At 66.4% G+C, this 21,262-nt stretch carries 17 protein-coding genes and 1 riboswitch; of the genes, 6 read left to right on the top strand and 11 right to left on the bottom strand.

Annotation, left to right across the window (positions count from 1 at the left end):
* Positions 1-30 precede the first annotated feature (30 nt).
* From L2I41_RS14945 to L2I41_RS14935, 3 genes are all read left to right on the top strand, one after another.
* Entirely contained in the window at positions 31-1,056 is a 1,026-nt protein-coding gene (locus L2I41_RS14945) for an ABC transporter permease (RefSeq protein ID WP_237154369.1), read from the top strand.
* Between the two features lie 99 nt (positions 1,057-1,155).
* Complete coding sequence (locus L2I41_RS14940) at positions 1,156-2,277, top strand: Gfo/Idh/MocA family protein (protein WP_237154368.1); 1,122 nt, start codon at positions 1,156-1,158, stop codon at positions 2,275-2,277.
* Positions 2,278-2,533: 256 nt separating this feature from the next.
* Positions 2,534-4,078: a CoA-acylating methylmalonate-semialdehyde dehydrogenase gene (locus tag L2I41_RS14935; RefSeq protein WP_237154367.1), complete on the top strand. Its 1,545-nt coding sequence runs from the start codon at positions 2,534-2,536 to the stop codon at positions 4,076-4,078.
* A gap of 82 nt (positions 4,079-4,160) precedes the next feature.
* Here L2I41_RS14935 and L2I41_RS14930 read toward each other — a convergent pair whose 3' ends face one another.
* Positions 4,161-5,204, bottom strand: coding sequence for a LacI family DNA-binding transcriptional regulator (locus tag L2I41_RS14930; RefSeq protein ID WP_237154366.1), 1,044 nt, complete (start codon positions 5,202-5,204; stop codon positions 4,161-4,163).
* 120 nt (positions 5,205-5,324) lie between these two features.
* Here L2I41_RS14930 and L2I41_RS14925 point away from each other — a divergent pair, with 120 nt between their 5' ends.
* Complete coding sequence (locus L2I41_RS14925; protein ID WP_313791142.1) at positions 5,325-6,152, top strand: TIM barrel protein; 828 nt, start codon at positions 5,325-5,327, stop codon at positions 6,150-6,152.
* Between the two features lie 14 nt (positions 6,153-6,166).
* Here L2I41_RS14925 and L2I41_RS14920 read toward each other — a convergent pair whose 3' ends face one another.
* From L2I41_RS14920 to L2I41_RS14885, 8 genes are all read right to left on the bottom strand, one after another.
* Entirely contained in the window at positions 6,167-6,952 is a 786-nt protein-coding gene (locus L2I41_RS14920; RefSeq protein WP_237154365.1) for a carbon-nitrogen hydrolase family protein, read from the bottom strand.
* A 184-nt stretch (positions 6,953-7,136) separates the two neighbouring features.
* Positions 7,137-8,939, bottom strand: coding sequence for an allophanate hydrolase (gene atzF, locus L2I41_RS14915; RefSeq protein ID WP_237154364.1), 1,803 nt, complete (start codon positions 8,937-8,939; stop codon positions 7,137-7,139).
* A gap of 1 nt (position 8,940) precedes the next feature.
* Positions 8,941-12,531: an urea carboxylase gene (gene uca, locus L2I41_RS14910; protein WP_237154363.1), complete on the bottom strand. Its 3,591-nt coding sequence runs from the start codon at positions 12,529-12,531 to the stop codon at positions 8,941-8,943.
* Positions 12,532-12,548: 17 nt separating this feature from the next.
* A complete protein-coding gene (locus L2I41_RS14905) occupies positions 12,549-13,196 on the bottom strand; it encodes an urea amidolyase associated protein UAAP2 (RefSeq protein ID WP_237154362.1) in 648 nt (215 codons plus the stop codon).
* 3 nt (positions 13,197-13,199) lie between these two features.
* A complete protein-coding gene (locus L2I41_RS14900) occupies positions 13,200-13,934 on the bottom strand; it encodes an urea amidolyase associated protein UAAP1 (RefSeq protein WP_237154361.1) in 735 nt (244 codons plus the stop codon).
* Between the two features lie 77 nt (positions 13,935-14,011).
* The gene (locus tag L2I41_RS14895; protein ID WP_237154360.1) at positions 14,012-14,791 is read right to left on the bottom strand and encodes an ABC transporter ATP-binding protein; all 780 of its coding nucleotides are present in this window, start codon (positions 14,789-14,791) and stop codon (positions 14,012-14,014) included.
* On the bottom strand, positions 14,788-15,615 hold the full coding sequence (locus L2I41_RS14890) for an ABC transporter permease (RefSeq protein WP_237154359.1): 828 nt from the start codon (positions 15,613-15,615) through the stop codon (positions 14,788-14,790). The genes L2I41_RS14895 and L2I41_RS14890 overlap by 4 nt, the downstream gene beginning before the upstream one ends.
* A gap of 23 nt (positions 15,616-15,638) precedes the next feature.
* Positions 15,639-16,709, bottom strand: a complete 1,071-nt coding sequence (locus L2I41_RS14885) for a putative urea ABC transporter substrate-binding protein (protein WP_390634271.1) — start codon at positions 16,707-16,709, stop codon at positions 15,639-15,641.
* A gap of 114 nt (positions 16,710-16,823) precedes the next feature.
* A riboswitch (guanidine-I (ykkC/yxkD leader) is annotated at positions 16,824-16,935 on the bottom strand.
* A gap of 398 nt (positions 16,936-17,333) precedes the next feature.
* Here L2I41_RS14885 and L2I41_RS14880 point away from each other — a divergent pair.
* A complete protein-coding gene (locus tag L2I41_RS14880) occupies positions 17,334-17,936 on the top strand; it encodes a hypothetical protein (RefSeq protein WP_237154358.1) in 603 nt (200 codons plus the stop codon).
* A gap of 19 nt (positions 17,937-17,955) precedes the next feature.
* Positions 17,956-18,993, top strand: a complete 1,038-nt coding sequence (locus L2I41_RS14875) for an isopenicillin N synthase family dioxygenase (protein WP_237154357.1) — start codon at positions 17,956-17,958, stop codon at positions 18,991-18,993.
* A 4-nt stretch (positions 18,994-18,997) separates the two neighbouring features.
* Here the strand turns inward: L2I41_RS14875 and L2I41_RS14870 are convergent, their stop codons facing one another.
* Positions 18,998-20,179, bottom strand: coding sequence for an NnrS family protein (locus L2I41_RS14870; RefSeq protein ID WP_237154356.1), 1,182 nt, complete (start codon positions 20,177-20,179; stop codon positions 18,998-19,000).
* A gap of 193 nt (positions 20,180-20,372) precedes the next feature.
* Positions 20,373-21,254, bottom strand: coding sequence for a helix-turn-helix domain-containing protein (locus L2I41_RS14865; protein WP_237154355.1), 882 nt, complete (start codon positions 21,252-21,254; stop codon positions 20,373-20,375).
* Positions 21,255-21,262: the final 8 nt, after the last annotated feature.

The raw sequence follows: 21,262 nt of genomic DNA, 5'->3' as shown, positions 1-21,262 counted from the left end.
CGACCGCAGCGAAAGGCAAAGGAGGATACAATGTCCGCCAACACGGCATCGACAACACCGTCTTCGACGAAAGCCACGACGAAGAAGCGCCTGCCGCCGGAAGTCAGCATTCTCCTGGTGCTGGCCGGCATCGCGCTGGTCTACGAGGCGCTGGGCTGGATGTTCATCGGGCAGAGCTTCCTCATGAACTCGCAGCGCCTGACCATCATGATCCTGCAGGTGTCGGTGATCGGCATCATCTCGGTGGGTGTGACGCAGGTGATCATCACCGGCGGCATCGACCTGTCGTCGGGCTCGGTGGTGGGCATGACGGCGATGATCTGCGCCTCCTTCGCCCAGTCGTCCACTTGGGCACGCGCACTCTATCCCTCGCTCACCGACCTGCCGGCGATCGTGCCGATCCTGGTCGGCCTGCTCATCGGTCTCCTGGTCGGCATGGTAAACGGCTGGCTGATCAGCTTCACCAAGATCCCGCCCTTCATCGCCACGCTGGGCATGATGGTGTCGGCGCGCGGCGTGTCCAAGTGGTACACCAAGGGTCAGCCGGTATCCGGTCTCACCGACAGCTTCAACTTCATCGGCACCCATGCCTGGCCGGTGGTGGTGTTCCTGATCGTCGCCGCCATCTTCCACGTGGCACTGCGCTACACCCGCTATGGCAAGTTCACCTATGCCATCGGCGCCAATGTGCAGGCGGCGCGCGTGTCGGGCATCGACGTCGACAGGCATCTGATCAAGGTCTATGCCATCGCCGGCTTGCTTTCGGGCCTCGCCGGTGTCGTGACCACCGCCCGCGCCCAGACGGCGCAGGCCGGCATGGGCATGTCCTATGAACTGGACGCCATCGCCGCGGCAGTCATCGGCGGCACCTCGCTCAACGGCGGCGTCGGGCGCATCACCGGTACGGTGATCGGCACCGTCATCCTTGGCGTCATGATGTCGGGCTTCACCTTCCTGCGCGTCGACGCCTATTACCAGGAGATCGTCAAGGGCGTGATCATCGTCGCCGCCGTGGTGACCGACGTCTATCGCCAGAAGAAGCGCACCAAGGTCTGATCGACCCCAGGCGTCGGCTGGCCACGGCCGGCGCCTCTCCCCTTGCAGGCGCCGGCGACGCGCCGCCCCAATCCCCCATCTCCGCGCGGAATTTCCATCATGAAGACGATCGGCATCGGTCTCATCGGCACCGGCTACATGGGCAAGTGCCATGCGCTCGCCTGGACCGGCGTGGCGGCCACCTTCGGAGAGACGCTGCGCCCCCGCCTCGTGCATCTGGCCGAGGTGAACGCCGACCTTGCCCACACCAAGGCGACCGAGTTCGGCTTTGCGCGCTCGAGCGGCGACTGGCGGGCGCTGATCGCCGACCCCGAGGTGGATGTGGTCTCGGTGACCACGCCCAACGCCTTCCACGCGGACATGGCGATTGCCGCCTTGCAGGCGGGCAAGCATGTGTGGTGCGAAAAGCCCATGGCCACCGCGCTTGCCGACGCGGCGCGCATGCGTGAGACGGCGCGGGCCAGCGGGCGGATTGCCGTGCTTGGCTACAACTATATCCAGAACCCGACGGTCCGGCAGATCGAGGCCCTGATCGCCGGTGGGGCCATCGGTACGGTCAACCATATCCGCATCGAGATGGATGAGGATTTCATGGCCGACGCCGAGGCGCCGTTCAACTGGAAGAACGAGGCGGCCTCCGGCTATGGCGCGCTCGACGACTTCGCCGTGCATCCGCTGTCACTGATGACGCGTTTTCTGTCGCTGCCCTCCGAGGTGCTGGCGGACATGTCGCGCCCGGTGGCAAGCCGTCCCCTGGCCGACGGCAGCCGGCGCGCCGTCGAGACCCATGATATCGCCAATGTGCTCCTGCGCTTTCCCGGCGGGGCCAGCGGCGTTCTCACCGCCAACCGCGCCGCCTGGGGCCGCAAGGGCCGCATCTTCGTGCAGATCTTCGGGTCGGCCGGCACCCTGCATTTCGACCAGGAACGCGGCAACGAGTTCAATCTCTATCTGGCCAAGGGCGATCCGGCGACGCAAGGCTTCCGCACCGTGCTGCTCGGGCCGCAACATGCGCCCTATGATCGCTTCATTCCCGCGCCCGGCCATGGGCTCGGCTTCAACGATCTGAAGGTGATCGAGGCGCATGAACTCATCCGCGCGCTCAACGGCGACGCCGACGCCCGCGTGATCGACTTCGAGACGGGGCTCGCCATCGAAGGCTGCGTGCACGCCATGGCCAAGTCCCATGCGGATGGCCGCTGGACCCCGACCGGCGCCTGACCCTGGCGCAGGTGCGGTTCCCTCCCTGAAAGCGAACTCCTTGCCCCTTCAGGCGCTGCGACCATCGGGTCGCGGCGCCTGTCTGCATGGGCAGGCGCAGCGGCCGCGCCTCGGGGATCTCGGGGCATAGTGACAAACCCGGATGGCCGCGAATCCAATCGAAATACAATATTCATTCCAAAATTATTTGGATACAATCCGTTCATTCCATTTTCGGCCCAATCCAGTCGGCCGAACCTCATGCGGGAGGCAAGAGATGAACGTGATGGTTCCCAGAAATCAGGTCGCCGGCATCGCCCGTCTGCGCTATTGCGTCGACAACGAATGGCGGCTTTCCACCACCGACACCTACATGCCGGTGATGAATCCCTCGACCGGCCAGCAGATCGCCGAGACGCCCTGCTGCACCCAGGCCGAGGTGGACGCCGCCGTTGCAGCCGCCGACGCGGCCTTCCCCGGCTGGGCCGATACGCCCATTCCCACCCGCATCCAGCTGATGTTCCGCTTCAAGCAGCTGCTGGACGCCCATCTCGACGAGCTCACCGACCTGCTGGCCACCGAGAACGGCAAGGTTCTGGCTGAAGCGCGCGGCGATGTGCTGAAAGCCATCGAAGTGGTCGAATGCGCCTGCTCCACCCATTACCTGATGCAGGGCGATACCTGCATGAACGTCTCGCCGGGCTATGACACCGTCTCCTATCGCGAGCCGCTGGGTGTCTTCGCCGCCATCGCGCCTTACAACTTCCCGGCCATGATCCCCATGGGCTGGATGATCCCCTTCGCCATCACCACCGGCAACACCGTGGTGCTGAAGGCGGCGTCCATGGTGCCGCAGACCGCCATGCGCATGCTGGAACTGTTGATCGAGGCGGGCCTGCCCAAGGGCGTCGTCAACATCGTCACCTGCTCGCGCGTCGAGGCCGACAGCCTCCTGGTCAATCCGGCCATCAAGGGCGTCTGCTTCGTCGGCTCCACCTCCGTCGGCCAGCATATCTACAAGACCGCCGCCGGCGCTGGAAAGCGCGTGCAGGCGCTGACCGAAGCCAAGAACCACGCCTTGGTGCTTGAGGACTGCGTGCTGGAACGCTCGGTGCGCGGCATCATCAACTCGACCTATGGCTGCGCCGGCCAGCGCTGCATGGCCTTGCCGGTCGTCTGCGTGCAGGAGTCCATCGCCGACGAGTTCGTCGCCCTGCTCACCAAATTTGCCCGCGAACTCAAGCTCGGACCGGCCTATCTTGCCGATTCGCAGCTCGGGCCGGTGATCTCGGCGGCGCAGAAGGTGTCGATCGAGAAGGCGATCCAGCGCGGCGTCGATGAAGGCGCGCACCTGGTACTCGACGGCCGCGGCGTCAAGGTGCCTGGCCATGAGGGTGGCTACTATGTCGGTCCGACGGTCTTCGACCATGTGAAGGCCGGCATGTACGTGGGCGACGAGGAAATCTTCGGACCGGTGACGTCGATCAAGCGCGTCAAGGACTTCGAGGAAGGCCTCGCCATCATGAATGCCAACCGTTTCGCCAACGGTTCGTGCATCTACACCACGTCCGGCCGCAAGGCGCGCGAGTTTGCCAAGCGCACGCATGGCGGCATGGTGGGCGTCAACGTCGGCATTCCCGTGCCCTTCTCCATCTTCCCCTTCTCGGGCCACAAGCAGTCCTTCTTCGGCGACCTGCATACGCTCGGCAAGGATGGCGTCGCCTTCTTCACCGAGACCAAGTCGGTCACCTCCGTCTGGTTCTCCGAGGAAGACGCCAAGCAGAAGGTCAGCACCTGGGACGGCACGCTGACGCGCAGCTGATCACGCCCCCCGCTCCCGGGGGCTTCCGGCACCGCCGCAGGCTGCGTTTTCCCGTGCGGCCCTCCCGGCGGCGGTGCCGGCCTTACAGTGTCGGCTCGCCGCAATTCTCGCGGAAATGCAGCCGAAACTCGCTCCGGCGGGCGGGGGGCTCCGGCCCGTCGCCCGCCTTTGCCGTTTCGATCAGCCGGCGCAGGGCGCTCGCCGCCTGCAGGTCCGGGTCCTGATCGATCACCATGGCCAGGCGGCCCGCCAAAAGGGCGTGGCGGTGATTGTCGGAGAGCTCGTGGGTGATCCACACCACGCGGCCCTCAGGATCATAGCGCTCCAGTGCCTTGAGGATGCCGGCCGACCCTTCGCCCGAATTGTAGATGCCCACCACGTCGCCCTGCGTCAGGGCCGCGCTCACCGCCTGATAGCAGGCGGTGTCGTCGTCATGGGTCTCGATCGGTCGTTGGGTGGCGGCAAGGCCGGGGAAGGCCGTGAGCACGTCGCGGCAGCCGGCCACGCGGCGCAGATGCGCCTCCCAGGTATCGCCACCGCTCAGGAACAGGATGCGCCCGGAAGTCCGGATGAAGCGACCGAGGATCAGCCCTGCCGTCCGGCCGGCTAGGTAATTGTCGATGCCGTGATAGCTGACGCCCTCAAGGCCTGCGAGCTGTGACATCACGGCGGCGATCGTCTCGCCGCGCCTTGCCGCTTCGGTCAGGGCCGCGCGCACCGGCGCGGTGTCGGGGGCAGCGATCACCAGACCGTGCCGGCGATAGGCTGGCTCCAGGATGGCGCGCAGCAGCGCCTTCTCGTCGCTCTGCCGGAAGATGCGCCGATGCAGCACGAAGCGCTTGTCGAGAAAGGCGGAAGCCTCGGCGAAGGCCCGTCCCAGACGCTGGAAAAACGGCGTCCGGTTATCGGGCAGAAGAATGTCGAGATGCACCAGCGAATGGTCGGTGCGCGGCAGGAGGCGCGGTACACCCAGCCGTTCGGCGGCGGCGATCACGCGCACCCGCACCGCCTCGGACACGCTGTCGCGCTCGTTGAGCACGCGGTCGACGGTGGAGACGCTGACGCCGGCCTCGCGGGCAATCTCGACGAAGCGCGGCGCGCGCTTGCGACGCAGTCCCTCAGTCATGGGCAATCTCCGATTTCCGCCTGTGCAAGCAATCAGCTTGACGATAAATCGTCAACTCCCCATGAGGTAACCGGGACCGGCTGCGCTAGCTTTTGCGCCAATCAGAAGCTGGAGGAAACAATGTCAGCACCTTCGATCAAGTTCGGCTTCAACCACATGGTCTGCCCGGCGCTCAGCCCGGACGATTTTCTGAAGGCGGCCGTCGCTCTCGGCGCCAGTGCGGTGGAACTGCGCAACGACATCGGCGTCAACAGCGTCACCGACATGGCCGCCGCGCGCGAGATCGGCGCCAAGGCACGCGATCTCGGGCTCGAGATCCGCACCATCAACGCGCTCTATCCCTTCAACGTCTGGACGCCGGAGCTGGCGGCCAAGGCGGTATCCATGGCCCAGCTGGCGCAAGCCTGCGGCGCGACAGGGCTTGTCATGTGCCCGCTCAACGAGGGCCGCCTGCTGGAGGACAATCTGGAAAAGACCGCCGGACTGCACGCTTCGCTCGCCGGCATTGCCAGGATCCTCAGGGACTTCGGCCTCAAGGGTTTTGTCGAACCCTTGGGCTTCCCCTTCTCGTCGATGCGCTTCAAGGCGACGGCGCTCGCCGCCATCGACGAACTGGGGCTGTCGGGGCTCTACAGTCTCGTGCACGACACCTTCCACCACACCGGCGCCGGCGAGGCCGATCTCTTCCCGGCTCGCACCGGACTCGTGCATATCTCCGGCCTCGAGGATCCCGCCATCAGCTTCGCCGACATGCTGGACGGCCATCGCGTGCTGGTCGGCCCCAAGGACCGGCTCGGCAACATCGGCCAGCTCAAGGCGCTCTATGCCGGCGGCTTTGACGGCATCGTCTCCTTCGAGCCCTTCGCCAGGGAAGTCCACGATCTGCCCGACCCGATCGCCGCGGTGCGCGCGAGCATGGACCATGTGCGTCAGGCCTTGTCCAGCTGACGGCGTGAGGCGGACTAAAGCCGGTAGAGATCCGGCCGCCGTTCCGTCAGATACTCGCTCTCGGCCCTGGCGCGGCTGATCTCGGCGCGATCGAGATCGGCGATCAACAGCGCTTCGGCAGGGCCGGCCCGCGCGAGATCATTGCCGTCGGGGCCGGCGATCACCGATCCGCCGTGGTAGCTGCAGGCGCCTTCCTCGCCGCAGAGGTCGGCATAGGCGACGAAGAGACTGTTTTCGAGCGCGCGCGTCCCGATCATGCGTCCGGAGATGCTGTAGGAGATCGGCGCGCGCGGCAGGGCGGTCGGCACCAGCACCAGTTCGGCGCCAGCCAGCGCCAGGCTGCGCACCGTCTCGGGGAACTCCACATCGAAGCAGATGAGAAGACCGATGCGCCAGCCGCGGTAGTCGAACACCTGCGCTGGGTCGGACGACGGCTGAAAAGCCGCCTTCTCCTGCGGCCCGTAGAGATGGGCCTTGCGATAGAGCTGCAGGCTGCCGTCGGCGCCGGCGAAAACGGCGCTGTTGTAGACGACGTCCCCCGATCGCTCGGGAAAGCCCGCGACAATGGCAAGGCCGAGGCGACGCGCAAGCGCCCGCAGCCGCTCCACCATGGGGCCGTCGGCCGGCTCGGCGATGGCCGCAAAGCGATCTGCCAGCGCATAGCCGGTCAGCGCCAGCTCAGGTGTCAGGAGGAGATCGGCGCCCATGGCGACGGCTGCCGTTGCCGCCGCCTCGATCTTGGCGAAGTTGCCCTCGATGTCGGCGGACAGGGGCTGCATCTGCAGGGCGGCGATCTTCATTCGGGCTCCTCTGCGCCCCATGGAAGCGGGCGGATCGACAGGATCGCCAATCCGCCCGTCAAAGTCGAGCACAGCGCGCTTTCAGAGCATACATTCAGCCCCTGGAGCGCTTTCCAATCAGGTGGAATCACCTGATCGCCAAGAAATCGCTCCAGACTCAATAGTTAGGGCAGCCGCTTTTCGATCATGTTGTTTCAACATGATCGGCGGATGCCCTGGAGGCCAGGTAGGCGCGCCAGCCGCCGAAGGCGGTGATGTCGGTGGCCCCATCAAGCGCTGCGGGTTCGCAGACGAAGCCCTTGACCGTGCTGCCGTCGGCCAGTTCCACCGAGCCGATGGCGAGGGGGCACGGCACCAGCGCGGTGAAGCTGCCGAAGGCGGCGGCATCGAGCGCATAGACCTCCACCTCGATGCCTTCGCCCGCAAAGCCGGGCGTCGCCACGAGGCCCGGCTTGGGCGGCGTGGTGTTGGCAAGTGCGTGGAGCTTGTAGTGCGGCGCCGTGCGGGTGCGGGCGATGAGTTCGGCCTTGCGCTCGGCGAGCTGACCGTGCAGCGGCTGGCCTGCGAGATGGGCGCCGACCACGGCGAGCGCGATGCGGTCATGGCTGGGTTCGGCGAGCGCGGCCCCGAGGGGACGGCGCGTCTTGCCGGAGGTGGGCTCCAGCGTCCGATGCAGCCGGTCTGCCAGAGCGGCGATGGCGTCGTCGCTGAAGGCGGGGCCGACCAGCATCACGCCGAAGGCAAGACCGGCGCTTGTGAAGCCGGCCGGGACGGCAATGGCCGCAAAATCCAGCAGATTGCAGAAATTGGTGTAATGGCCGAACTCGCTGTTGCGCTTGATCGGCTCGGCCAGCATGTCGGCCACCGTGTGGATGGTCGGCGAGGTCGGCAGCAGCATGACGTCCATCCGGCCCCATTCGGCCTCGGACAGGCGGGCATAGCGGGCGAGCTCATACTGGCCGCGGAAGGCGTCGACCGCGCTCATGCCGCGCGCGCCCTCTACGATGGCCCGAACGGTCGGGTCCATGCTCTCGGGCTTCTCCGTGGCAAAGGCCTCGATAGCGGCGAGGCGCTCGGCGACCCAGGGACCGCCGTAGAGCAGCTTGGCGGCGTCGCGGAAGGGGGCAAAGTCGATCTCGACGATGTCGGCACCGAGCGCGGCCATGGCGGCGAGCGCCTTGTCATAGAGCGCGGCATAGGCGGCATTGCCGTAGAATTCGCGCTGGTCCTGTCGCGGCACGCCGACGCGCAGGCGCCCGCCGGGCAGCGCCACCGGTCGCATGGGGCGCGAATAGACGTCCGAAGCGTCGAAGCCCTCGGCGATGCGGCGCAGCACCGTCCCTTCCGCGGCACTGGCGGCGAAGAGGGTAACGCAGTCGACCGACCGGCAGGCCGGCACCACGCCGGTGGTGCTGATGAGCCCCTTGGTCGGCTTGACGCCGACGATGTTGTTGAAGGCGGCCGGCACGCGGCCCGAGCCGGCCGTATCGGTGCCGAGCGAGAAGGCGACGAGGCCTGATGACATGGACACTGCCGATCCCGAACTCGATCCGCCCGACACATAGGCTTCGTCGAACACGCAGCGCGGCGCACCATAGGGCGAACGGCTGCCGTTGAGGCCGGTGGCAAACTGGTCGAGGTTGGTCTTGCCGACGACGATGGCGCCGGCGGCCCGGAGACGGGCCACCACGGTGGCGTCCTCAGCGGGTTCATAGGCATAGTCCGGGCAGGCCGCCGTAGTCGGCAGACCCTTGACGTCGATATTGTCCTTGACCGCGAAGGGCACGCCGAACAGCGGTCCGCGCACCGGGGCGGCGTCAAGGGCGCGCGCCTCGGCAAGAGCCTCCTCGCGTGGACGCAGGGTGATCCAGACCGCGGGATCGGCATAGGCGGCGATGCGGTCATAGGCTTCGGCGATCACGGCTTGCGCCGTGCCACCTGCGGTGATGAAGGCGGCAATGCCCTCAAGGGTCATCTCAAAGGACATGTCAGTCTTGCTCCTCGACAACAAACAGGCGCTGGCCCGCCTGGACGGTCTTGCCCGTCTGGCAAAGCACATCCCGCACCACACCGGTGGCGGGGCTCACCACTTCCATTTCCATCTTCATCGATTCCAGGATCGCCACCACCTGGCCCCGCTCCACCCGGTGACCGGGTTCGGCGAGGATCTTCCAGATATTGCCGGGAATGGGACTATCCACCGACGCAAGGCCCGGCGCCAGGGTTTCGCTGTCGACCGGCGCGCCCGACCCGGCTTCGTCGGACACATAGGCGGCGAGGCCCAGATCGCGCCAGCGCTGGCGCTCCGCCTCGAAAGCGGTCTGCTGCCGGCGCTTGAAGGCGGCGATGCTGCCGGCGTTCTCCGACAGGAAGCGGCGATAATCGGCCAGACGGAAGGTGTCTTCCTCCACCTTCAGCTCGTAGCCGCCATAGGGGAAGGCGTCGCGCGCTTCCAGAAGCTCCACGGCCGAGACGGGGAAGAAGCGGATCTGGTCGAAAAAACGCAACAGCCAGGGCTTGCCGCCCGTAAAGTTGGCGGTCTGGCGATAGGTGTTCCACACCTGCACCGTGCGGCCGACGAACTGGTAGCCGCCCGGCCCCTCCATGCCGTAGATGCACATGTAGGCGCCGCCGATGCCCACTGCGTTCTCCGGCGTCCAGGTACGGGCCGGATTGTATTTGGTGGTGACCAGGCGATGGCGCGGGTCCACCGGCGTTGCCACGGGCGCGCCGAGATAGACGTCGCCGAGGCCGAGCACCAGATAGCTCGCCCCGAAGACGATGTCCTTCACCGCCTGTTCGTCCGCAAGGCCGTTGATGCGGCGGATGAACTCGATGTTGGACGGGCACCAGGGCGCGTCGGGGCGGACGAGTTCCTGATACTTGCGGATGGCCAGCTGCGTCTGCTCGTCGTCCCAGGACAACGGCATATGAATAGTCCGGGTCGGCACCTCGATGGCGTCGACCGGTGGCAGGCTGTTCACCGCGTCGACCAGGATCGAGCGCAGGCGCCGCACCGGCAGGCGGTCGGGATCCACGTGCACCTGCAGCGAGCGTATGCCCGGCGTCAGGTCGAGGATGCCCGGGAGCTTCTCCGCCTTCAGCCGCTCCATCAGTGCGTGAGCGTTGAAGCGCAGCGTCAGATCGAGTTCCAGCGGCCCGAACTCGACGAGGAGATTGTCGTCGCCCGACTGGCGCAGCACCACCTTGTCCTCGCCGCTGCCGAAGTGATCGAGGACCGGATCGTCTTCAGGGGGCCTGACGATGGCGGGGGCCGGCAAGGCGCCGGCCTCGCCGAGCAGCCGTTCCTGCGCCGCCCGCAAGGCGTCGGCGGTGTCCATGTCGATGCGGACAAAGCGCAGGCGATCGCCGGGCTTCAGCTGGCCGATCTTCCAGAGGTCCGCCATGGCGACGGTCACCGGGCAGACGAAGCCGCCAAGCGAGGGGCCGTCGGGGCCGAGGATGATCGGCATGTCACCGGTAAAGTCGAGCGCGCCCACGGCATAGGCGTTGTCGTGGATGTTGGAGGGATGCAGGCCCGCCTCGCCGCCGTCGGTCCGCGCCCACTCGGGCTTGGGGCCGATCAGGCGCACGCCGGTGCGGGCGCTGTTGAAATGCACCTCATATTCGCTGCCGAAGAGCGTGGCGATGTCCGCCTCGGTGAAGAAGTCGGGCGCGCCGTGCGGGCCGATCAGCACCGAGAGCGTCCAGCTGTGGGTCAGGGCCGGACGCGCCGCTTCGGGCCAGACCGGCACGCCGGCGTCGGCGGCGCCCTGTCGGTTGAGCCGCAGCACGTCACCGGTGCGCAGCGTGCCGACACCATGGCCGCCGAATTTGCCCAGCGCGAAGGTGGAGCGGCTGCCGAGATAGCTAGGCGCGTCAAAGCCGTGGCGGACAGCGAGATAGGCGCGGTTGCCGGTACCGACTGCCCGTCCGAAGCTCAGAACCTGTCCGGCGGCAACGGGGATCGCCGTGTGAAGCGGCACGATCGCCTCGTCCAGCGTCGCGGTCATGTCGGCGCCGGTGATGGCGATGACGGTGGCCGCGTTGAAGCGCAGGGTCGGGCCGGTGAGGGTGATTTCCAGCGTCGCCGCATCCAGGGGATTGCCGAGGATGCGGTTGGCGATGCGGTGGCTCAAGGCGTCCATCGGCCCGCTCGGTGGCACGCCGACGTCCCAGTGGCCGATGCGCCCCGGCCAATCCTGCAGGCTCGATTGCGCGCCGGGCGACAGCACGTCGACGGTCTGAGGCGCATAGGGGAAATCGGCAAGCGCGCGGGTGGCGACCTTGCCGCTTTCCAGCATGTCCGAGGCGGCGATGGCCTTGAGATAGTCGAGATTGGTCTCGATGCCGTAGACTTCGGTGGCCTCAAGCGCCGCGCGGAGCTTGCCGAGCGCTTGTGCGCGGTCCGCCCCGGTGACGATGATCTTGGCCAGCATGGGATCGTAGAAGGGCGTCACCTCGGTGCCGCTCTCCACCCAGCCGTCGACGCGTGCGTCGTCAGGGAAACGCACATGGGTGAGCCGGCCCGACGAGGGGCGGAAGCCCTTGCCGGGGTCTTCGGCATAAAGGCGCACCTGGATCGAGGCGCCCCTGGCCGGCGGCACGACCAGCGGGCCGAGCTCGCCGGCCGCCTGGCGCACCATCCAGTCCACGAGATCGACGCCGGTCACCTGTTCGGTGACGCCGTGTTCCACCTGCAGGCGGGTGTTGACCTCCAGGAAATAGAAGGCATCCGCCTGATCGTCATAGATGAACTCCACCGTGCCGGCCGACTCATAGGCGACATGGCGGCCAAGCCGAACCGCCGCCTCCATCAGCGCCGCGCGGGTGGCGGGCGGCAGGTTGGGGGCCGGGGTCTCCTCGACGACCTTCTGATTGCGCCGCTGCAGCGAGCAGTCGCGCTCGCCGAGCGCCACCACATTGCCCGCCCCGTCGCCGAAGATCTGCACCTCGATGTGGCGGGCGCGGTCGACATATTTTTCAAGATAGATGCCGCCGTCCTTGAAATTGCTCTCGGACAGGCGCCGCACGGTCTCGAACAGCGGGCCGAGTTCCGCCTCCGAGCGGCAGAGCTGCAGGCCGATGCCGCCACCGCCGGCGGTGCTCTTGATCATAACGGGATAGCCGATGCGGGCGGCGGCGGACCGGGCCGCAGCGAGATCGGGTAACAGGCCGGTGCCGGGCAACAGCGGCACGCCGCACCTTTCCGCCGCTGCGCGCGCCGTGTGCTTCAGCCCGAAGACCGCCATATGCTCGGCGCGCGGGCCGATGAAGCGGATGCCTTCGGCGGCGAGGCGGGCGGCAAAGCCGGCGTTCTCCGACAGGAAGCCGTAGCCCGGATGCACAGCCTCGGCACCGGTCGCCTTGGCGGCGGCGACGATGGCGTCGATGTCGAGATAGCTTTCCTTGACCGGCGCCGGGCCGATCAGCACCGCCTCGTCGGCCATCAGCCGATGGCGGGCGTGACGGTCGGCCTCCGAATAGACCGCCACCGTGCCGATTCCCATGCGCTTCAGCGTGCGGAAAATACGGCAGGCGATGGCGCCACGGTTGGCGACCATGACCTTGTTGAACATGGCTCGATCCCTTCGCGTCAGGCCGCCGGATCCCACACCATCACTTCAATGGGCGTGGGATTGTAGGCGTTGCAGGGATTGTTGAGCTGGGGACAGTTGGAGATCAGGACGAGCACGTCCATCCTGGCCTGCATCTCCACATATTTGCCCGGTGCCGACAGGCCGTCTTCGAAGGTCAGGCCGCCGTCGGGCGTCACCGGCACGTTCATGAAGAAGTTGATGTTGTGGGCAATGTCGCGCTTGGAAAGCCCCAGGTGATCATTCTCGGCGACGGCCAGCAGCCAGCTGTCGCGGCAGGCGTGCATGGTCTTCTTCTCGAGCGCATAGCGTACCGTATTGCTTTCGGTGGCGCAGGCGCCGCCGAGCGTGTCATGCCGGCCGACGGTATCGGCGACGATTTCCAGCATCTCCCTGCCTTCCTGCGACAGCAGGCGGCTGCCGACGGTCAGGTAGACATTGCCCTGTTCGCGGATGGTATCGACGGCCGAATAGCGCTCGCCCGGATCGCGGGCCGAGAAGAACAGCGTGTCGGCAGCCTGATTGCCTTCAAGGTCGACGATGCGGACGATCTGGCCCGCCTTCACTTCCTCGAGGAAATAGGTGCCGGCGTTGACCACCTTGCGGAAGGTGGCGGTTTCGGGCTGGTAGCGGCTTTCCTTGATCATGGCTCAGCCCTCCGATCCGCAGTTGCACAGGTGATGGATGCGATTGTTCTCAAAGCCGCGGCCGTTCTCGGGGCGGAAGTTGAGGCAGTAGTCGGTGGCAAGCACCGGTTCGGCGCTGAGAAGTTCATAGGCAGTGGGGCGGCGCGGATAGACCGGGCTCGGGTCGAGCGGATGCGGGCAGGTGTGCATCAGCACCAGCGTGTCCATCTCGAAGCGCAACGTCACCTGATCGCCGGCCTTGGAGTTGACGGTATCGTAGACAAGCGTGCCGTCGTCGGCGACGGAGACGCGGGTGAACCAGTTGACGTTGGCGGCGGTGTCGCGACGGGTAAGACCGTATTTGGCCCCTTCCACCAGGAAGCTGTCGTGGCCGTTCTGCGTCCAGTCGTTGCGGGCGGTCTGGTAGTCCGCGTGACCCCACTTGCGGGCAACGGAGGCGCGGGTGCTGTTGCCGGTCACCGTGTCGTGCCAGCCCACCGTGTCGGCAACGATGGAACAGAAGATGCGTCCCATGTCGGAATAGAGGCAGTTGCCGGCGGTGAGCTTGAAGGTGTGCTGGCACTTCAGCGTGTCGGGCGCATTGTAGCGTTCGAGCAGGTTGGCCGGATTGTAGAACAGCATGCCCACATTGGCGCCGCCCTCAAGGTCGGTCAGGCGCAGAAGGGTGCCGCGTTTCAGCACCATGGACCAGTGCTTGCCGCCGGGCAGTTCGTCCCGATAGAGAACCTCTTGGCTCATCTCTCTCGCTCCTCGCGGGTCGTCCCGTCCTCGGGGCCCTGTCGTGGCCGGGTCGTCCCGGCGGGCCTTGGGTTATGTCAGTTGCCGGCCACGGCGTGGCCGATCTCGGCCATGGCCTCGCGCTTTTCGCGCGGGCTCGACCGGTCGAGCGGCAGGTCGAAGGTGATGGTGGCGCCATAGGCGCCGATCTCCTCGGGGCGGCGGCGGTAGCGATCGAAGGCGATCAGCCGCGTGCCCAGATGGAAGGCTTCCTTGAGGTCATGCGTCACCATGAACACGGTGAGGCCGGTCTCCTCGAACAGGGTCAGCATAAGATCGTGCATGTCCGCGCGGATGCCCGGATCAAGCGCCCCGAAGGGTTCGTCGAGCAACAGGATGCGCGGCCGGCGGATCAGCGCCTGGGCGATGGCGAGGCGCTGCTGCATGCCGCCCGACAGCTGGGAGGGGTATTTGTCGCGCGCCGCATCGAGCCCGACGGCGGCAATGATCTCGCCGCAGGCCTCGAACACTTCACGCCGCCTTGCGCCGAACAGGCGGCCGACCAGCCGGGAGCGCTGCACTTCGAGGCCGAAGGCGACGTTTTCCAGCACGGTCAGATGCGGGAAGACCGAATAGCGCTGGAACACCACGCCGCGTTCCTCGGTGGGCTCGGGCGGCAGCGGCGCGCCGTCGACCAGGATGGAACCGCGCGAGGGCATCTCCTGGCTCAGCAGCATGCGCAGGAAGGTGGACTTGCCGCAGCCGGACGGGCCGACGATGGAGACGAAGGCATGCGGCTTGACCTCGAGATTGACCCGTTCGAGGACGATCTGGCCGTCATATTCCTTCCAGACGTTGCTGACGGAGACGTGGCTCATGCGGACCTCCGGCCAGCTTCCATCCAGGGAAACACCCAGGCGTTGAAGCGCTTGAGCGCAATGTCGAAGATCAGCGCCAGCAGCGTGATCCAGACCACGTAGGGCAGGATCACGTCCATGGCGAGATAGCGGCGCACCAGGAAGATGCGGTAGCCCAGACCGACGTCGGCGGCGATGGCCTCGGCCGAGATCAGGAACAGCCAGGCCGGCCCCAGCGACAGGCGCACCGCGTCGATGAGGCGCGGCAGCATTTGCGGCAGCACCACGCGCAGCACGATCTGCCAGCTGGAGGCGCCGAGCGTCTGCGCCTTGATCAGCTGTTCGCCCGGCATTTCCAGAATGCGCGCTTCGAGATCACGCATCAGGAAAGGGGCGATGCCGATGACGATCAGCACCACCTTGGACAGTTCGTCGAGGCCGAAGACGATGAACAGCACCGGCAACAGCGCCATGGGCGGGATCATCGAGACGATGGCCACCATGGGCGACAGGCCCGCCCTGACATAGGGCAGCACGCCGTTGACGACGCCGATCACCAGCGACAGCGCCGTGGCGATCACGAGGCCGAGAACCAGCCGCTCAAGGCTCGCCGCCGTGTCGGCCCAGAGGAGCACGACACCGGTGCGCGGGTCGGTGGAAAAGGCCACGCGAGCGATGGCATTGCCCAGCGAGGCAAAGCTCGGCAGGAGCTTGTCGTTGGGGTTCACCTCCAGCCGCATCGCCGATCCGGTCGCATAGACCAGGATCAGGATGAGGAAGGGCAGCAGCCCCAGGAACAGGCGTTCCGCCCGTCCCGGATGCCGGTTGATCCATCGGCGCGCCATGGCCGTCCTCCGTAGGGGGCGTGTCAGAGCTTGCCGTCGGCTGCGAGCTGCTCGTAGGTGTCGTCGAAGCGCAGCTTCACGTTGGCCGCGTCGCCGAGCACCTTGCCGCCGGGGAAGGCGATGCCCACCACGTCCTTGCTGGCAGCGCCTTCACCCAGCAGGTTGTGCTCGAAGGAGAAGCTGCGGACGAGATCCATGTACTTGACGATGTCGTCGGAGCGGGTGAAGGCGGCAGCGTCCTTGGGATCGGTGTAGAGATAGGTGGTCTTGAGCTGCGCGTCATAACCGGGCAGATCGGTGCCCGACAGCTTGGCCATCTCCTCGCGCGCCGCCTTGCCCTCGGCGTCGTCCCTGGCCATCAGCGCGAGGGTCTCGAACCAGGCACCGGCGAGCGCCTTGCCCAGCTTGGGATTGTCCTTCAGCGTCTCGGTGTTGACGACGGCCAGATCCATGATTTCGCCGGGAATCTTGGTGCTGTCGAACACCTCGGTCATGTCGGGCGACTTCTTGATCTCGGCGAGCTGGGGGTTCCAGGCGACGACAGCGGTGACGTCAGGGCTGGCCGCGGCGGCGACGATGTCGGCGTCAGAGGTGTTGACGGTGGAGACGTCGCTTTCCTTGAGACCAATGCTGTCGAGGCCGCGGGCCAGGAGATAATGCGACACCGACAGCTCCACCAGATTGACCTTCTGGCCCTTGATGTCGGCAAGCGACTTGGCACCCTTCAGCACAACGCCGTCGTTGCCATTGGAATAGTCGCCGACGAGAACCACCGACGTATCGACGCCACCGGCGGCCGGAATGGTCAGCGCGTCCATGTTGGTGACGAGCACGCCGTCGAACTTGCCGGCGGTATACTGGTTGATCGACTCCACATAGTCGTTGATCTGCTGGAACTCGATGCTGATGCCGTATTTGTCGGCCCATTTCTTGACGATGCCGTGCTCCTGGGCATAGGGCCAGGGCATCCAGCCGGCGTAAATGGTCCAGGCGATCTTGAAATCGGTCTTTTCGGCGGCCAGGAGCGGCGCCGGGGATGCCAGCAGCCCGGTCATGGCGGCGGCTGCGAACAGGGTCTTCAGGGGAAATGCCATCGTCGTCAACTCCGGATCCTCGATTACACCATCCGGGGGGAGCGACAGCTCTGGCGGGAAGACACGAACGGGCGACTTCGCCGGCGAAACGGATGACCGTTCCCCTCGGTTTGAGCCTCCCGGGCTTTTATCCCGCCGTGTGTCCGGGCGAATGCAGCGCCTCACCCGGATTGCGACTCTCGGACCAGTCACCGCAGAAGCGGCCGGAACCCTAGACGCATCAGTAACAATGCAGATTGCGTGCCAAGCCAAGAAAGGCGCGGTTCCCGGCGGGATCATCGAGACGGAGACGGCCGAAGGTCATTTTATGGGCAAAGGCTGCTTACAAACTGCATTCAACGTTCAAATTTGCCAGCCCACCGACAGACGATACTATAGCGAGGCCATTGTTCCGGCGAACTCTTTACGCGCTCCGCATTCAGCCTAAAATTCCGCCTTGAGCCCAAGATGAACCTGTTGCAGTCTTGCTTTGGAGTGCTTTTTGATCCTGTTGTTTCAACAGGATCGGCGGGTGCTCCAGACTTGTGACGTCCGGGACGACCCGGACTGTTCGTCGATCAACCCGGGACGACCCGGACAGATTGGGCCTCCCGAGCGCGGGATCGGCTGCACCGGATCACTCCGATGAACGAACCCGACGTCCCCCCGCCCCCCGACATGATCCCTGCGGATGACTTGATCGGCGCCTGGAGGCGCCTTTCCATCGCCTGGCCGGACGGCCGGCATGACGACCAGACCTTCGTCCTCTGGCTGCAGGCCGGGACCGCCTTTGCCGACATCCGCATCGGCGCCGACGGCGCCGCCGAAGGCTTTGCGGGCACCATCTCGCTCGACGGTGACGTCTGCACCTGGCATCGCGAGATCGATCTCAACCCGACAGGATCGGCGGACGTCGGCCAGCTCGTGTGGACCGGGCCGGACCGGATGCTGGAGCGCGGTTCGCTCTCCCCTTATGTGGAGGATTGGCAGCGGGCGCCGGACCGGGCGCCGACGCTGGTCCTGCGCGCCGACGACGGCATTCTGGTGCGGGTCGGGCAGGACCTCCTCGCGGCCACGCCGGCACAGGTAGATCACTGGACCCTCGGCGATCCGGTCATCCGCCGCTCCACCGATCCCCGCCGGGTGGGCCGCGCCCTAGGATATCGCCGTACCGATCATGGCCTTGTCGACGCTGATGGTCGCCTCTGGCGCTGCGTCGAGGGCAACCTCGCAGACGCCCCCCTCTGATCCGACAGGAGACCTGAGCATGAGCCTGCCCATCATCGATCTCTCGCCGATGTTCGGACGCGACACCGCCGCCAAGGCGCGGCTCGTCGAGGAGATCCGCCTGGCCGCCACCGCCAACGGCTTTCTCTATGTGATCAACCACGGCGTTCCCGAAGCGCTGTTTGCCAGGCTGGAAGCGCGCGCCAAGGAGCTGTTCGCGCAGCCGGACGACTTCAAGCTCCGCTATCACATCGCCAGGTCGACCAATCATCGCGGCTACGTGCCGCCGGGGGAAGAAACCTTCTACGACGACGACATCAAGCGCAACGACACCAAGGAATGCTTCGACACGGCCCTGGACCTGCCGGCCGACGATCCGGACTATCTCGCCGGCAACCTGCTGCTCGGCCCCAATGTCTGGCCCGACATCCCCGGCTTTGCCGCCGATGTGACGGAGTATTACACCGCCGTCATGGGCGTTGGCCGCGTCTTGCTGCATGCCTTCGCCCTGGCGCTCGGCCTGCCGGAAGAGCATTTCGACCGCTTCGTCACCAAGCCGACCTCGCAGCTCAGGCTCATCCACTATCCGCGCGACGAGAAACGCGTCGACGACGGCAGCCTCGGCATCGGTTCGCATACCGACTACGAGTGCTTCACGCTGCTGCATGTGACCGGGCCGGGTCTGCAGGTGGTCGACGTGAATGGCAAGTGGATCGACGCGCCGCCGGTGCCCGGCGCCTATGTGGTGAACATCGGCGACATGCTGGAAGCCTGGAGCAATGGCCGGTTCGTGGCCACCAGCCACCGGGTGGTGAAGACGCCGGCCGAGCGCTATTCCTTCCCGCTGTTCTTCGCCGTCGACCATGACACCGTGGTGGCGCCGTTGCCGCATTTCGTGCCGGAGGGCGAGACGCCCAAGTTCGCGCCGCTGTCGGCGGGCCGGCATCTCGAGGCGCAGACGATCCGCACCTTCCGCTATCTGCGCAAGAAGGCGCGCGACGCGGGACGGACGGTGTTGAGCGCCGAGGACATCCAGTTCGGCCGCGACAAGGTGGCCGACCCGGCAGTCTCGGCCTGACGGCTCAGAAGAGCCGCCGCCGCAGGAGCTTCGGGCCGATCACCGCGCAGAAGCCGAGGAAGGCGGCGGCCCAGGCAAGACCTGCGGTGGCGATCCACAGCGTGAAGCGATCGGGATCGAACACGGCGGCAAGGCGGAAGAGCGTAGCCGCAACGACCAGGGCATAGACCAGTTGCGCCGGGCGGTTCATGGTCAGCGCGTGGCCGGTATGGCCGAGCGACGAGCGGATCATCACCGACAGCGTCATCGCGCCGAAGGCTCCGACGCCGAATGCGTGCAGGCCAGCGGCGGCCGGCACCAGATCGGGCCGCAGCGCCGCCAGACCGGCGAGCACAAAGCCCTGGGGAATGAAGGCGAAGGAGAGGTGCAGCACCAGGACCAGCGGTTCGCGCGTCGTCCGATCGCCGGCCCAGCGGGCGAGGCGCAGGCCATTGGCGAGCGCTGCCAGCAGCATCAGCACGCCCGCCGCCAGGCTCTCGGGCCAGCAGGACCAGACGGTGAGCGCCGCAAGGCTCAACCCCATGATCAGCATGTCCAGCCGCGCGAAGGGCGCGGGCAGGCGGCCGGGGTTCTCCCGCACCAGCCAGTTGCGCGTGAAGCTCGGCACGATGCGGCCGCCGATCAGCATGATCAGGGCCAGGACCGCCGACAGCGCCAGACGCCGGGCGATGTCGGTGCTGCCATTGGCGATGGCTTGCCAGTGGAACAGGAGATTGGCCGCCAGCAGGACCGTCAACGGCAGGAGCACCTTGAGATTGCGCCAGTTGCGGCCCGAGACGATCTCGTTGGCGATCACGGCCGCCAGAACCGCGAGATAGAGGCAATCGACGCCGGCTGCGGCCATCGGGCCGATCACGGCAGACCAGCCAATCGCCAGCCGTCCCGCCAGCCAGAGGCCGACGAGGCCCGCGAGCGGTGCGCCCCGCACCGGCAGCCGTCCCGTCCAGTTGGGCACGGCGGTCAGAAGGAAGCCGGTGACGATGGCCGGCAGGAAGCCGAACAGCATCTCGTGCACATGCCAATCCACCGGCGCAAAGGCGGTCTTCGGCTCAATCCAGCCGAACAGCCAGCCGAGCCAGATCAGGATGGCCACGGCCGATTGCAGCGCCCCCAGCAAGAAGAAGGGGCGGAAGCCCTGCGACAGCAGCACCGGTCCACGATAGGCCCGCATTTTCTCGACGGACATGATGATCACCTTCCCTGCAGCCGCGATTTTGACAGACGGCGGGTGGTGACCGGCCCTGTCTCTCCGCGGACCTTGGCATGGGCGAGCAGCGCGGTATTTGTTGAGAAACAAACTCCAGGATCTTTCCGGCCCGCACCTGCGGTCACCTTGCCGCTCACCCACCTGCGACATTCTGTCCGATTTGTGCGGGTACTCAGTCGAACTGCTGGCGATAGGCGGTGGGGGTCTGGCCGATGCGGCGCTGGAAGGCGCGGCTGAAATAGGCCGGATCGTCATAGCCGAGGGCGAAGGCCACGGCTTGCACGGACATGCGGGTGTAGACCAGCAGCCGGCAGGCTTCGCGCAGCCGCTGTTCGTCCACATAGCGCTGCGCCGACAGCCCCGTCGCTGCCTGGCAGAGGCGGCTCAGATGGCGCGGCGACAGGCCGAGCGCGGCGGCGTGTTCGGCCACCGTCAGGTGTTCGCGCAGGCGCACGCGCACCCGCTCGAAAAAGCCGCGGAGTCTCGCGTCGCCGGCTTCGGTTGTGCCGCGATCCTGCTCCCGACCGATCAGGAGATCACAGACGAGCGCGGTCACCTCGGCCCGCAACCGGGTGCGCCGCAGGGGCGCCTCCGTCCCGTGCAGGCGATCGATCACGGCAAAGCGGGTGGCCAGATCCTGGCTGGCCGGCTGGACGAAGGCCGTGCCCAGCCCCGCGGACGCCTCGGCATCCGTATCGAACAGTTCGGGAAAATCGCCGGCCGGCAAGGTCAGCACATAGCCTTCGGTGCCGGCGGAGAAGCGGAAGTCATGCACGACCGAGCGGGGAATGTTGATGATCACCGGCGGCGTCAGATCATGCGGCACGCCATCGATGGAGGCGGCGATGGTGCCGGACAGCAAGAGGAAGACCTGATGCAGATGCAGGTGGCGATGCGGCGCGATGGTCCAGTCGAGCCCCACCGCCCGATCGCGGATGGTCTCGATATGCAGGAGATCGGGGAAGGTCCGGTTCTCGCCATAGAGCTGCCAGACCGGAATCGGCTCGCGCATGTTCATGTCCGATTTGTACCAGACATAATCCGGCCCGTCCATTTTCAGCC

Origin of the sequence: Oryzibacter oryziterrae (assembly GCF_021864535.1) — a bacterium.
Classification (GTDB): domain Bacteria; phylum Pseudomonadota; class Alphaproteobacteria; order Rhizobiales; family Pleomorphomonadaceae; genus Pleomorphomonas; species Pleomorphomonas oryziterrae.
The sequence above is the reverse complement of the archived record's forward strand: the minus strand, read 5'-3'. Positions and strand labels throughout refer to the sequence as shown.

What these genes read in the sequence shown, in the direction of transcription:
- L2I41_RS14900 (WP_237154361.1), bottom strand. Translation starts at nt 13,934, where the DNA reads ATGAGCCAAGAGGTTCTCTATCGGGACGAACTGCCCGGCGGCAAGCAC.
- L2I41_RS14865 (WP_237154355.1), bottom strand. Translation starts at nt 21,254, where the DNA reads ATGGACGGGCCGGATTATGTCTGGTACAAATCGGACATGAACATGCGC.
- L2I41_RS14905 (WP_237154362.1), bottom strand. Translation starts at nt 13,196, where the DNA reads ATGATCAAGGAAAGCCGCTACCAGCCCGAAACCGCCACCTTCCGCAAG.
- L2I41_RS14945 (WP_237154369.1), top strand. Translation starts at nt 31, where the DNA reads ATGTCCGCCAACACGGCATCGACAACACCGTCTTCGACGAAAGCCACG.
- atzF (WP_237154364.1), bottom strand. Translation starts at nt 8,939, where the DNA reads ATGTCCTTTGAGATGACCCTTGAGGGCATTGCCGCCTTCATCACCGCA.
- L2I41_RS14880 (WP_237154358.1), top strand. Translation starts at nt 17,334, where the DNA reads ATGAACGAACCCGACGTCCCCCCGCCCCCCGACATGATCCCTGCGGAT.
- L2I41_RS14870 (WP_237154356.1), bottom strand. Translation starts at nt 20,179, where the DNA reads ATGTCCGTCGAGAAAATGCGGGCCTATCGTGGACCGGTGCTGCTGTCG.
- L2I41_RS14920 (WP_237154365.1), bottom strand. Translation starts at nt 6,952, where the DNA reads ATGAAGATCGCCGCCCTGCAGATGCAGCCCCTGTCCGCCGACATCGAG.
- L2I41_RS14895 (WP_237154360.1), bottom strand. Translation starts at nt 14,791, where the DNA reads ATGAGCCACGTCTCCGTCAGCAACGTCTGGAAGGAATATGACGGCCAG.
- L2I41_RS14935 (WP_237154367.1), top strand. Translation starts at nt 2,534, where the DNA reads ATGAACGTGATGGTTCCCAGAAATCAGGTCGCCGGCATCGCCCGTCTG.
- L2I41_RS14930 (WP_237154366.1), bottom strand. Translation starts at nt 5,204, where the DNA reads ATGACTGAGGGACTGCGTCGCAAGCGCGCGCCGCGCTTCGTCGAGATT.
- L2I41_RS14875 (WP_237154357.1), top strand. Translation starts at nt 17,956, where the DNA reads ATGAGCCTGCCCATCATCGATCTCTCGCCGATGTTCGGACGCGACACC.
- L2I41_RS14940 (WP_237154368.1), top strand. Translation starts at nt 1,156, where the DNA reads ATGAAGACGATCGGCATCGGTCTCATCGGCACCGGCTACATGGGCAAG.
- L2I41_RS14890 (WP_237154359.1), bottom strand. Translation starts at nt 15,615, where the DNA reads ATGGCGCGCCGATGGATCAACCGGCATCCGGGACGGGCGGAACGCCTG.
- L2I41_RS14885 (WP_390634271.1), bottom strand. Translation starts at nt 16,709, where the DNA reads ATGGCATTTCCCCTGAAGACCCTGTTCGCAGCCGCCGCCATGACCGGG.
- uca (WP_237154363.1), bottom strand. Translation starts at nt 12,531, where the DNA reads ATGTTCAACAAGGTCATGGTCGCCAACCGTGGCGCCATCGCCTGCCGT.
- L2I41_RS14925 (WP_313791142.1), top strand. Translation starts at nt 5,325, where the DNA reads ATGTCAGCACCTTCGATCAAGTTCGGCTTCAACCACATGGTCTGCCCG.